The 13,399-nt window shown below is 47.2% G+C and carries 11 protein-coding genes; 9 read left to right on the forward strand and 2 right to left on the reverse strand.

What is annotated here, in order from left to right:
* The first annotated feature begins 12 nt into the window (after positions 1-12).
* Positions 13-969, forward strand: coding sequence for a D-2-hydroxyacid dehydrogenase (locus WBM30_RS09625; protein WP_424900512.1), 957 nt, complete (start codon positions 13-15; stop codon positions 967-969).
* Between the two features lie 39 nt (positions 970-1,008).
* Positions 1,009-2,265 (forward strand): glycerate kinase type-2 family protein, encoded by a 1,257-nt coding sequence (locus WBM30_RS09630; RefSeq protein WP_424900513.1) that lies wholly within the window; start codon positions 1,009-1,011, stop codon positions 2,263-2,265.
* 63 nt (positions 2,266-2,328) lie between these two features.
* Here WBM30_RS09630 and WBM30_RS09635 read toward each other — a convergent pair whose 3' ends face one another.
* A complete protein-coding gene (locus WBM30_RS09635) occupies positions 2,329-3,189 on the reverse strand; it encodes an alpha/beta hydrolase (RefSeq protein WP_424900514.1) in 861 nt (286 codons plus the stop codon).
* A gap of 179 nt (positions 3,190-3,368) precedes the next feature.
* On the opposite strand from WBM30_RS09635, the gene allC reads away from it, so the two are divergent.
* The 7 genes from allC to arcC are packed head-to-tail and all read left to right on the forward strand — an operon-like array spanning position 3,369 to position 11,458.
* Positions 3,369-4,595: an allantoate deiminase gene (gene allC, locus WBM30_RS09640; RefSeq protein ID WP_424900515.1), complete on the forward strand. Its 1,227-nt coding sequence runs from the start codon at positions 3,369-3,371 to the stop codon at positions 4,593-4,595.
* 31 nt (positions 4,596-4,626) lie between these two features.
* The gene (gene allE / locus WBM30_RS09645) at positions 4,627-5,412 is read left to right on the forward strand and encodes a (S)-ureidoglycine aminohydrolase (RefSeq protein ID WP_424900516.1); all 786 of its coding nucleotides are present in this window, start codon (positions 4,627-4,629) and stop codon (positions 5,410-5,412) included.
* An 18-nt stretch (positions 5,413-5,430) separates the two neighbouring features.
* Entirely contained in the window at positions 5,431-6,513 is a 1,083-nt protein-coding gene (allD, locus tag WBM30_RS09650; protein ID WP_424900517.1) for an ureidoglycolate dehydrogenase, read from the forward strand.
* A gap of 58 nt (positions 6,514-6,571) precedes the next feature.
* Entirely contained in the window at positions 6,572-8,344 is a 1,773-nt protein-coding gene (fdrA, locus tag WBM30_RS09655; protein WP_424900518.1) for an acyl-CoA synthetase FdrA, read from the forward strand.
* A gap of 16 nt (positions 8,345-8,360) precedes the next feature.
* Positions 8,361-9,626, forward strand: coding sequence for a DUF1116 domain-containing protein (locus tag WBM30_RS09660; RefSeq protein WP_424900519.1), 1,266 nt, complete (start codon positions 8,361-8,363; stop codon positions 9,624-9,626).
* Positions 9,627-9,644: 18 nt separating this feature from the next.
* Positions 9,645-10,544, forward strand: coding sequence for a DUF2877 domain-containing protein (locus WBM30_RS09665; RefSeq protein ID WP_424900520.1), 900 nt, complete (start codon positions 9,645-9,647; stop codon positions 10,542-10,544).
* Entirely contained in the window at positions 10,517-11,458 is a 942-nt protein-coding gene (gene arcC / locus WBM30_RS09670; protein ID WP_424900521.1) for a carbamate kinase, read from the forward strand. Before WBM30_RS09665 ends, arcC begins: the two co-directional genes overlap by 28 nt.
* 176 nt (positions 11,459-11,634) lie before the next feature.
* On the opposite strand, the gene WBM30_RS09675 is transcribed toward arcC, so the two are convergent.
* Positions 11,635-13,266, reverse strand: a complete 1,632-nt coding sequence (locus WBM30_RS09675; protein ID WP_424900522.1) for a PucR family transcriptional regulator — start codon at positions 13,264-13,266, stop codon at positions 11,635-11,637.
* Positions 13,267-13,399: the final 133 nt, after the last annotated feature.

Here is a 13,399-nt window from a genome sequence, read left to right on the forward strand (position 1 = left end):
GGAGGAAACGAAATGAAGATAGTTGTATTGGATGGCTATACGTTGAACCCGGGAGATCTTTCCTGGGAACGTCTGGAAAAGTTAGGGGAATGTGCCATTTATGATCGCACGCCTAAAGATGAAGTTATCTCGCGGATCGGGGATGCTTCAATCGTATTCACAAATAAAACCTCTTTGACGGCTGAAATATTCGCGGCTTGCCCGAATATCCGCTATGTCGGCGTTTTGGCAACAGGGTACAACGTTGTTGACACAGACGCGGCCAAAGAGCACGGCATCACTGTAACGAACATTCCGACTTACGGGACCGCATCGGTGGCCCAATTCACTTTCGCTTTGCTGTTGGAAGTGTGCCACCATGTAGGCGAGCACGATAAAGCGGTCAAGCAAGGCCGTTGGCAGGAGTCAGGGGATTTTTGCTTCTGGGATTATCCGTTGATTGAATTGGCCGGCAAGAAGATGGGCATCATCGGCTTCGGCCGGATTGGGCAGGCCGTGGCAAAAATCGCGATTGCATTCGGAATGGATGTGTTGGCATATGATCACTTTGCTGACAAAGGGTTGGAGAACGAGCACACGAAACTCGTCAAGTTGGATGAGCTGTTGGAGAACTCCGATGTCGTATCCCTTCACTGTCCATTATTCCCAGAAACCGAAGGAATCATCAATGCTGCTGCATTGGCGAAAATGAAGTCAAGTGCCATTTTGATCAACACGTCTCGCGGACCGTTGATCGTCGAGGAAGACTTGGCAGCGGCTTTGAATGCCGGCAAGTTGCATGGAGCGGCAGTGGATGTCGTTTCGACAGAACCGGTAACCGAAGCAAACCCGTTGTTCACTGCGAAAAATTGCCTGATCACACCGCATATCGCCTGGGCACCGATTGAAGCCAGACAGCGTTTGTTGGATGTTGCGATCGATAATGCTGAAGCCTTCTTGGAAGGAAAGTCAGTGAATCGCGTTTCCTGATGAACTGAAATTGCAATGATTGTAAAAAGGAGAACAGACATGAAACTGAGAGATGATGCAATGTATATCATAAATCAATCGATTCAGGCGGTATTACCGGATAAAGCCGTCACAAATGCCTTAAAGAAAATGGATATAGATGGCAACATCCATATCATCGCAATTGGAAAAGCGGCTTGGCGCATGACGAAAGCAGCGGTGGATTGTCTGGGACAGCAATTCAAAGGCGGTATAGTCTTGACCAAATACGAGCACTCCCTTGGCGAAATCGAACGGGTAACCATTTTCGAGGCAGGACATCCGATACCGGATCAGGCATCCATCGATGCAACCACCGAAATTTTGCAGTACGTATCCGATATGCCTGAAGAAGACACAATCATATTTTTGATTTCCGGGGGCGGTTCAGCGCTGTTTGAAAAAACGCGTAATCAGATCGCATTGGCTGAATTGGAGGATATCAACAAGCAACTTTTGAACAGTGGAGCGAACATCGTCGAAATCAATACGATCCGAAAGCATCTCTCGGAAGTAAAGGGCGGCCAATTTGCCCAGTTGTGTTCTCCTCGTCAAATACACGCCATTATCCTGTCCGATGTTCTGGGTGACCGGTTGGATACGATCGCATCCGGTCCGGCTTACCCTGATTTTTCGACGAGTGCAGAGGCGCAGAAAATTGTCGAGAAATATGATTTGAAATTGTCGGAAAATGCACGAGAAGCCTTGTTGAAGGAAACGCCAAAATATTTGGATAACGTAAACAATACCTTGATCGGGAGTGTGGATATTTTATGCCGCGAGGCGGTAACACATGCGCAAGCGCGCGGCTACCATACTTGTCTTATGTCGACTGCCATTGAAGAAGAAGCTTCATCGGTCGGAGAACGCCTTGGGCAACTCGCCAGAAAAATAGTCTCCGGGCAAGAAGATGCGCAGCTTCCGTGTGCCATAATTGCTGGCGGGGAGCCAGTCGTCACCATCAAGGGAGATGGGTTAGGGGGCAGAAACCAAGAGCTAGCGTTGGCTGCAGCTTTTCAGATCTCCGGATTACCGCAGGTGGTCTTGGCATCGGTCGGATCGGACGGAACGGATGGACCTACGGATGCGGCGGGAGGACTGGTTGATGGCGCCAGCATAGCGCGCATGAGACGAAACTACACGGATGTGGAAGGTTTGTTGGCGAACAATGATTCCAATAAAGCCCTCGAAAGCAGTGGGGATCTGATCGTTACGGGCCCTACCGGCACAAACGTGAATGACTTGATCATTTTACTGATCGAGAAAACTCCTTCCTAATGGAAGTTGTCATGAAAAAGATAAAGAAGGCCCGGGAAAAATTCTCGGGCCTTCTTTATCTTTTTATTTATCGCATAAACCATCAAGCCAGCGGATAAGCTGTTCATACGTGCGCCGCCCTAAAGGGTTTTTCAGATCAGTATCGAAGTCGTGCGGCATTCCCAGGACAGGATGAAGGGCAGCAACGGGTATCAGTTGAGCTGCTTGTTGGGTGAATAGATAAGGCACATCCTTGTCTGCTGTGCTGGCAGTGAGAAAAGTAGGCGGTAACGATTGCAGCTCTGCTGAGGTCAGACTGAAGGCTGCTATTTTTGATTTGTCCTCAAGGAACAGCGGAACCCATTTTCCGGTCTGACGGGCATGGAGGTATAACGGAAATCTTTCTGTAACTGCTCCTACAGCAAGCGGCTGCTTCTGGATAAGTTGTTTCAGATACGCCACAGGCACCTTAGGAAATGTGTTGTAGTAGGTGCTGGGAATATGGAAAGAGGACTCATCCAGCGAATAGTAGCCATAAAAACTGGCTAGTCCTTTCAAACAAGGGTCCGTCGAGCGGGCTGCCAAGAGAAAGACAAGGTAGGCGCCAGCCGAACGACCGAAAAGCACATAATCCGCTGAACCCAAGTTGAACAATTTTTTCCCTTCCTTTCTGAACCAAACCAAGGCTTGCTGAAGGCAAAGTATAATTTGGGGCAATTGGGCTTCCGGTGCCAACGGATAATCAATCGCCAGCAACGCATATCCGGCATCCGACAGCATCTTCTTATACTTATCGGGAAGGTCATTTCGGTCTCCGAATACCAGCCCACCCCCATGCAAGTAGAGAAGTGTCAACGGTTTAGGTAATTCTGTTGCAGCTGGATAAAACGTCGCCTGCAGCGGCAAACCTTCATATACAAAGTAAGTTTCGGTTGAATCATTCATTCTTTTATCATTCCTTTCTCTGAATTCCCTTCCACTTTATCACAATCGCCTTCATTTAAAATGGCTCGATGTGTACACTTGGCACAAAAATATATCCGATTTTGTGTATTATGTTAATGATAAGGTATCAAGAAGCGCTTACAATATGAGTATGATATTTCGGAGGAGGAAACGGAAAAATGGACTGGTTTAAGACAATTCAAGAGAATGTTGATTTATTATCGGGTATCGGCAGCGATCCAACGGGCGGTATGACGCGCTTGCTTTACTCCGATTCTTGGTTGGAAGCTCAGAATGCCGTAAAAAATAAACTGGAAGAAATCGGAATGGAAACACATTTCGATGAAATCGGCAATCTTTTCGGAAGAATGGAAGGTTCGGAATACCCGAATGAAACCATCATGTCCGGGTCCCATATAGACACCGTCATAAATGGCGGCAATTTGGATGGTCAATTTGGTGTGATAGCAGCTTATGTAGCCATGGCATACTTAAAAGAGACATACGGACAGCCACTGCGATCGCTGGAAGTCATCTCGATGGCTGAGGAAGAGGGCAGCCGTTTCCCAACTGTGTTCTGGGGAAGTAAAAACTTTGTGAATGAAGCCAAAATAGAGGACGTCGAGTCGATCAGCGACTTTGAAGGCATCAAATTTGTGGATGCGATGCATCAAGCTGGATTCGACTTCAAGAAGGGTGAACAAAAAAGAAGGGATGACATCAAAGCCTTCGTGGAGCTGCATATCGAGCAAGGAAATGTTCTTGAAAACGAAGGGCTCCAAATCGGCGTCGTCAACAGCATCGCTGGTCAGCGCCGTTATACTGTTGTTCTGAAAGGGCAAGCCAACCACGCAGGCACAACGCCAATGGGTTACCGCCGCGATGCAGTCTACGCTTTCAGCCGGATCTGCTCTGAGGAGATCGATAAGGCAAAATCAGTTGGGGATCCGTTGGTGTTGACTTTCGGAAAAGTAGAACCAAAACCGAATACGGTAAATGTAGTGCCGGGAGAAGTTCTGTTCACAATCGACTGCCGCCATACGGACAGCAACGTGCTGATCGATTTCACCCAAAAATTAGAACAACGCATCAAAGAAATCGCTAACGAAATGGACATCGAAGCAACCATCGATCTTTGGATGGACGAGGCGCCCGTTCCTATGGATGCAGACATCGTATCGATTCTCGAAGAAGCAGCTAAAAAAGCAAATATGAAATACCGTGTGATGCACAGTGGAGCCGGACATGACTCCCAAATCATCGCACCACATTATCCGACTGCCATGATTTTTGTTCCGAGCATCGGGGGTATCAGCCACAACCCGGCTGAAGCAACCAAGCTGGAAGATTTGGTGGAAGGCGTCAAGATGATGGCAAGTGCACTTTATGAATTAGCATATAAATAGAACGATACTAGAGAGATAGGATGGAGAGAGAATGGGTTACAAAAACAATAATACAGGCTACAGAAACGGACTATTGGAGTCAAGAGCCGTAATAAAGAGACACAACTATGCGTTACTTCCGCATGATGGATTGGTGAAAAACACTGTTCCTGGATTTGAAAATTGCGATGTCACCATTTTGGCTTCCCAAAAACTGGGAGCTGGCTTTGTGGACTACATCATTACGATGCAGGCCGAGGGAAAAAATGTACAAGGCTTCGGTGCGGAAGGCGTCGAGACATTCGTTTATGTTGTAAACGGAAAACTGAAAGTAAGTGACGGAACAGAAAGTCATTTACTCGAGACAGGTGGCTATGTTTACTTGCCGGCTGGTGTGCTTATGTATTTGGAAAATAACCAGGAAGATGCTACGGAAATCTTCCTGTACAAGAAACGCTACGAACCCCTTGAAGGCTACGAAGCGCGTAAAGTCGTGGGCAACAGCAATGATTTGGTTCCTGTCGAATATGAAGGGATGAAAGATGTGTTGGTGTGGGACTTATTGCCGACAGATTTTGGATTTGATATGAATTTCCACATCCTTTCGTTCGAACCGGGCGCAAGCCATGGCTATATCGAAACCCATGTACAGGAACACGGAGCCTACATTTTGTCGGGTCAAGGGATGTACAACTTGGACAATGACTGGATGCCTGTAGAGAAAGGCGATTATATCTTCATGGGTGCATATGTGCCGCAAGCCGCATACGCAGTCGGCAGAGGTGAGCCGTTGCGTTACGTCTATTCGAAGGACTGTAATCGCGATCCTAAAATTTGAGGACAAGGAGCATAACAAATGGAAGGCACAGGAATAGAAGTTGAGGCGAAAATAGTGACGGTAATGCCTGATGAACTTCATCGACTGATCAAAAAAAAATTAGAGGGTGCAGGACTGTACCCTGAGCAAGCAAATGAGGTAGCCAATCACTTGGTGTTTGCGGATTCTTCCGGAATCCATTCCCATGGTGCCGTACGCGTCGATTACTATGCTGAAAGGATTTCCAAGGGTGGATTGACGCTTAATCCCGATGTTTCTTTCGAAAGGACAGGAGAAAGCACTGGGATTTTTCATGGCGACAACGGAATCGGCCAGTATGTCGCGAACATGGGCTTGAAGGAAGCTATTGCAATGGCTAAGGAAGCGGGTGTAGCGGTTGTGGGCATTTCCAAAATGAGTCACAGCGGTGCCCTGTCCTACTATGTAAAACAAGCGGCAGAGCAAGACCTGATTGCGATTGCCATGTGCCAATCCGATCCGATGGTTGTACCTTTCGGAGGTTCAGAAATTTATTATGGAACAAATCCGATTGCCTTTTCGGCGCCAAGGAAAAATGGTCCTCCGATCGTCTTCGATATGGCAACGACTGTGCAGGCATGGGGGAAAATCCTCGATGCCCGTGCAAAAAATAAAGCCATACCGGATACTTGGGCAGTTGATAAAGAAGGAAAACCGACAACAAATCCACATGACGTGCACGGTCTGTTGCCGATTTCGGGTCCAAAAGGCTACGGACTGATGATGATGATAGACATTTTATCAGGAGTATTATTGGGGCTTCCTTTTGGGAAGCATGTGTCCTCCATGTATGACCAAATTTCTGAAGGACGCAACCTAGGGCAATTATATATCATCATCGATCCAAAAAAATTCACAGATATAGACAGTTTCAAAGAAAAAATTGAGACGACAGTGGCGGAATTGCATGAAGTCAAGCCGGCAGCAGGTTTCAGTCAAGTCTATTATCCAGGCGAAATCAATCAATTGAATTATGAAAAGCACCAGCAGGAAGGCATTCCCGTTGAAGAGAGCATTTATGCTTATCTGAAAAGCGATCTGATTCATTTTGATCAATACGGCGGCAAGGGAGCTTTTGCGTAATTAAAACTAGATAGAAGCACTTAAAAAGAAACGGGAAACCGGGGGAGAGAGGCAATCAATGTTACACACAATCATCAAATCAAACAGCTACCAGGATTCCATCGTTTTGATGCTGTTGACGAATAAAATCAATACGGTTGCAGGAGTCACAAAAGTTTCCATCATGATGGGTACGCCTGCCAACAAAGATATCTTCAAAACGGGAGGGCTGTACACGCCGGAATTGGAGAAAGCATCATCGAATGATATGGCAGTCGTCCTGGAAGTGGGGGATGAAGAGGTCATCGCTAACGTCATGGAAGAAATCGATCTTTTCCTGGAGGAACAGGCCAAAGGAAACAGCGGCGCTTCAGTAGAAGAGACCGCCCGTACGTGGGATAAAGCCTTGGAAATGGCAAAGGATGCTCAAGTCGCACTCTTTTCCATTCCTGGTACACATGCAGCACTTGAAATCGAGCGCGCATTGGATGCTGGTAAACATGTCTTCTGTTTCAGCGATAATGTTTCGGTAGAAGATGAAAAACGCCTGAAAATGAAGGCGCATGAAAAAGGTCTACTTTTGATGGGGCCGGATTGTGGAACAGGAATCATCAACGGCATCCCATTGGCATTCACTAATGTCATCAGACCAGGGAAAATCGGTATCGTCGGTGCTTCCGGAACAGGGATCCAGGAAGTTACCACGCTTATCCATAAATTGGGAGGCGGCGTGACGACCGCGATCGGAACCGGAGGACGCGACCTGAAGGAAGCTATCGGCGGTATCACGTTGATGGATGGTATCGTCACTTTGGAACAGGATCCGAACACGGAAGTGATCGTTGTCATCTCCAAACCACCTGCAGCGATTGTCAGGGATAGGGTTTTGGCTTTATTAAGAAAGATTTCCAAGCCAGCCGTAACCATTTTCCTGGGCGAAAAACCGACGTATCATGAACCGGATCTTTACCATGCCTATACATTGGAGGAAGCGGCTGAGCTGGCTGTCAAATTAGTGAACAAAGAAACGATAGGCTCAGACACCGATGCAATCGAAGTGCCTACCGTCAAGTTCTCTGCTAATCAAAAATATATCAAGGGCTATTATTCCGGTGGTACTTTAGCTAATGAAGCGGCCATGTTGATCAAAGATGGCCTTAGTTTGACTGGGGATACCGAGAAAAAAGAAGGCTACATCCTTAAAAATGAGGGCTATGAAGTCCTGGATCTGGGGGATGATATATATACACAAGGCAAACCGCACCCAATGATCGACCCTGAAAAACGCATCGAAATGATCAGACAAGCCGCGGATGATGCTGAAACAGCCGTCATCTTATTGGATATTGTTTTGGGCTACGGCTCACACATGGATATGGCCAGCGAATTGGTGCCGGCCATCAAGGAAGCGAAAGCGAAAGCCGCTTCGGCAGGCAGAGAGCTTGTGTTCGTTGCGACGATCGTAGGGACTGACGCTGATCCTCAAGATGGTCAAGCCCAACAAAAGGTATTGGAAGATGCCGGAGTCATTATCCGGATGAGCAACAACCAAGCGGTCCGCACGGCTTTGGCGATGTTGGGCATCCATATTCAGGACAACAAAAAGGACCTGAAAAAAATTGATGCGCCTGCTTTCACAGAAGAATTAGCGCCTTCACAAGCCATGTTGGATCTTCTGCATGCGAAAGAATTTTTGAATATCGGCCTACGCAGTTTCTCCGATACCATCCGTGAAAACGGTGGGAAAGTGACGCAATTCGATTGGCGTCCAGTTGCGGGTGGCAACGTCACCTTGCAGAAAGCTTTGTATTACTTGAATAATTACAAAACTGAACAAACAGATAGCATATAAGGGAGGAGAAACAAGGATGCATTATCAAACGATTGATGAAGCTAATCAAGCAGTAGCGGCTAAAATTGTCGCTGGATCCCCTTTCTTAGTGGATGTTGTACCAGCTAAATCAGTGATTAAAGAATTTAACGAAGGGAAGGTCCTGCTCCATGCAGGTCCACCCATCAAATATGAGCAAATGGTCGACCCTATCCAAGGGGCCTGCGTGGGAGCAGCCCTTTTTGAAGGCTGGGCGGAAAACGAAGCGGATGCCAGAAAGTTATTGGAATCCGGAGAGGTTACCTTGATCCCTTGTCATCATGTCAATGCGGTCGGTCCAATGGGCGGGATCACTTCGGCAAATATGGCAGTTCTGATTGTGGAAAACAGGACGGATGGGAACCGTGCTTTCTGTACGATGAATGAAGGGATTGGCGCAGTGCTGCGTTTCGGAGCTTATTCCGATGAAGTAGTCACTCGTTTGCGCTGGATGCGCGATGTCTTGGGCCCGACCTTAAGCAAAGCGCTGCAAACCAAGTCTGGTGGACTGAACGTGAACGTACTGGTCGCTAAAGCAATCGCGATGGGGGATGAATTCCACCAAAGAAACATCGCCGCTTCATTGGCCTTTTTGAAGGAAATGGCGCCAATCATCGTAGGATTGGATATGGATCAAAAAGAAAAAGAACAGGTCATGCAATTTTTGGCTGATACGGACCAATTCTTCCTGAACATCATGATGGCAGCAGCCAAAGCTGTTCTGGATGGCGCAAGGACTATCCAAGAGGGCACGATCGTCACCGCAATGTGCCGTAATGGCTATGAATTCGGTATCCGTATCGCCGGAATGGGGGATGAATGGTTCACGGGGCCGGTCAACACTCCGCAAGGCCTTTATTTCTCAGGCTTCAGTGAAGACGATGCCGCTCCGGATATGGGGGACAGTGCCATCACCGAGACATTTGGTGTCGGTGGCATGGCGATGATTGCAGCTCCTGCAGTTACGCGCTTTGTAGGCAGCGGTGGGTTCCAGGACGCACTACAGACAAGCAATGAAATGCGCGAAATCTGTATCGACCAGAATCCGAACTTCTCCGTACCGACATGGGATTTCCAAGGCATCTGCCTTGGCATCGATGCCCGTAAGGTGGTTGAAACTGGCATCACACCAGTCATCAATACCGGCATCGCCAACAAGAAGGCCGGTTTGGGCCAAATCGGAGCGGGAACGGTACATCCACCGATTGAATGTTTCGAAAAAGCTGTATTGGCTTATGCCAAAAAATTGGGTTTCCAGGAATAACAAAGGGGGATGGTCGCAGTGTTCATAAAGGCAGCGTACCATGATGAACGCTTGACGGACACGCTGCAAAATGAGAGCACTTGGCGCGTCCATAGCCTATTCAATAAAAGTTTGAACATTCAAAGCACTGATCAGGAAAATCTGATGCTGATAGCAGGTACAGCATCACCGCGGTTGCCGAAAGCGCTGTATCTTCCGGATGACATGTTGGGGAAACTGGTCGGAATCGTTCAACCCGGCCAACCCGTTTCCATCTCGGACGGTAGGCTAATTTTCGACGGATGCACCATTGTTGTTGATGGGACACCGCATTATCAGTCCCGCTATGCAACGGAACAAGGTTTGCATCAGGGAAGTTTGCGACATTATGTGGCATCGATGGCAAAAATCAAAAAAATGAACGGTTTTGATTTCATGATGGCGGACTTGACGCGGGATTCATTTTTAGCAAATACCCCGGAAGGCAATCATATCCTGAGGCTGTATTCGGGTGACGCGGGCAAAAGAAGTGAGGCGATAAGCTACTTCATCGGCAGAGGCAAGGGATTGACGCCGTCCGGTGACGATCTTCTGGTGGGCGCTTTGGCAGCCGATCAGCTTCTGGGGATGCTCCCGGCGGATACGGCAGGCTTCATCAGGAAGCGTTTGTCGCAAACTCCGAAGCCGACTACGACAGTAAGTGAACATTATCTGGCGTGCGCCTTGGATGGTCTTTACAACGAACCCATCCATCGTTTGCTGCATGTTTTGCGGCAGGAAAGTGAAGAAAAAGCCATAGAAGAATGCATCAAACATATAATGGCTATCGGCCATACATCCGGAATGGATATGTTGACAGGCCTTACGGGTGCCCTGTTAGTGTGGAACAGATTTGAAGGAGGATACAATCAATGGCAAAAAGAGTTGTCATCGCTTTAGGTGGGAATGCGATTCTGCGCCCGAACCAAGAAGCGACGTTCGATAATCAGATGCACAACATCAAGCTGAGTGCGGAACTGATCGCAAAAATAGAAAAATTGGATTATGAAATCGTAGTGACGCACGGAAATGGCCCGCAGGTAGGGAACATACTGCGCCAAAATGAGGAAGCAAAGGATGTCGTCCCGCAGATGCCGTTGGATGTCTGCAGCGCGGAATCGCAAGGCTTCATCGGGTATATGATGGAACAATCTTTGAAGAATGCTTTGAATGAGGAAGAATTGACGAGTGGCGTATTGACTTTATTGACGCAAACAGAGGTATCACCGGATGATCCTGCGTTCGATAATCCTACAAAACCGATCGGGGTCTTCTATTCTGAAAAAGAAGCCGAGCAATTGTCGGAAGAGAAGGGGTGGGTCATGATGGAAGATGCCGGAAGAGGCTACCGTAGGGTTGTCCCTTCCCCACAACCGCAAAAAATCCATGGCGTGGAGTCTATCTTGAAGTTATTGAAACAGAATACGATCGTAATCGCAGGCGGCGGCGGGGGGATTCCTGTAGTCCGCAATAAAATCGGGCAAATATCCGGGATCGAAGCCGTTATCGACAAAGATCGCACGGGCAAAAAGTTGGCGGAGCAGCTAGATGCCGATGTATTCATGATGCTGACGGATGTCAGCAATGTCTACATCAATTACGGGAAATCGAACCAAGAAAAACTTGAAGAAATATCCGTGTTGAAAGCGAAACAATATTTAGATGAAGGCCAGTTCGCAGACGGCAGCATGGGACCCAAAATGGAAGCAGCCATCGACTTCGCCATGCAAGGGAAAAAATCAATTATCTGTTCATTGGATCAGGCAGCTGAAGCCTTATCCGGTTTTGCGGGTACACGCATCGTCAACAGTTAATAAGAATCTAAAAGAGGAGGTTGTCTCATTCCGAGGCAACCTCCCCTTTTTGTTGTGCGATCAACATGGCGAAATAACAATAACCCGCCAAAATATTTTTGGCGGGCTGAAATACAGCGATTTACACAGACTAGCCTCCTGTTTGTGCTCGATTTCTAACCGGGATTCATCACACTCTATTCGCTGTCTTGGGATAATTCCAGGGCCAGTCTTAAGTTGAGACTGAAGTTTGAGTCATCGATCGGTGATCCGAGTATCTCTTCGCAATGGTTGATTCGGTACTTCACTGTATTACGGTGAATGAACATTGCTTTTGATGTGCGTGTTATTTCACATTGGTAGTCAAGGTAGGTCTTCAGCGTCCGTCGCAATTCGATCAAGGCATCTTCTTCAGGATAAGCCAGTTCGTGGAGTACCGATTGGCAGAAGTATTTGATTTCGTCCGTCTGCATCCTTTCGAACAGGCTGAGCATTCCTTGCGGGCGATAATAGCTGATGCGCGGCTGTGGATTTTTGGCGAAACCTTCATCGAAAGCTATCTTGGCTTCGATGTAGGAGTTGGCGATCATATCGATTTTTTCATAAGGATGGCCATAGGAGAATGCCAAGGAAATCGGAAGGACCCTCTCTAGGGCCTCTGCAGTTGTTCGCAAGATATCATCTATCGACTCATTTTTGGACTGCAGCAAAAGAAGCAGGTGGTTTGTGTTTTTCATCGGAAACAGCAAGGCGTCATGGTAGTGAAAAGCCAACGCATCCGTCAGCCATTGGTTGACCAATTGGATTTTCTCTCGACTCAGCTTATCTTTGAAGACCGAACCCTTTTCATTCTGAAAATTGATGTAGATCACCTGATAATGATGAGAATTGACGATACCGAAACTCTGGCCCAGGTCGAGCCAATTTTTTTGTTTAAGTGTTGGAGACTGCTGATTCTCTATCAATTGTTTGAAATAATCACTGCGTATATCTTGCTTGGATTCCTCCACTTTCAGATTTTTGTAGATGACGAACGACAAAACCATGGAGGCTTGATCAACCGCAAATTCTGATACGGGATAAGGGATCTGTTCCGGCCTTAAAATAATCAGGTAGTAAGGGAAATAGTTATTCGCGCGGATCGGATAGATGGAAACTTGCATCTCTTGATTGTCCATATCGGTTATCAGAAAAGAGTCTGTTGTGTCTTGGGAAAGCTGCGGTTTCTTCTCGTGCACTTGCCCCACATAATATTCAGCAGGCTTGCTGGATTGGGTAAAATGCTTGGAATGGGCGATTACTTGCCTGAAAGGATTCAGCAGGATGACCGGCGTTTTGATCATTTTGCCGAAATCAGAAATGAAGCGCGCTATGCTCGCATCGTTCATCAAAAGGTTCGAGAAACGCTTTTGGATATCCAAAGCATAGCTCATCTGTTCCGTTTTTTGGTTCCATAAGTAGTTCAGCATTTGATGGGATAGTGTCCCGAGTGTTGTCGTACTTGGGATTTGGATCAAAGGGAAGCGCACGGAATTGGCATAATTTATGATGGCCTGATCGATTTCCGGGAGGAAGCGGCCGACTTTTATTCCCAGGCCAGCGGCATTCACACGCATCAAAGAATCGATCAAAGAGATTAACCCTTGCTGGGCATTTTTGTAGCTCATGGCAGTCGTCAGCAAAAAAACGTCCTTTGGTATAAAGAAAGCAACGTCAGGCGTTTCGGATATTTCTATGCTTGTCACTGCATGGGACAGATCTGCTCCGGCATTAAGCACCTTTAGATCGGAGAAGCGGGGCAAATCCAACAGTTCTTTCATTGTAGTCATTAAAAACCCTCCTAATGGCTATATTTTAAATGAAACCGCCATCATCAGCAAGAGTTTATTTGGGCATAAACCACAAATTTCATATTATTTTGTTCATAACAAACAATGACATTTTTGCTGAGAGTGGTAGGAT

Source organism: Trichococcus sp. (assembly GCF_049684335.1).
Lineage (GTDB): Bacteria > Bacillota > Bacilli > Lactobacillales > Aerococcaceae > Trichococcus.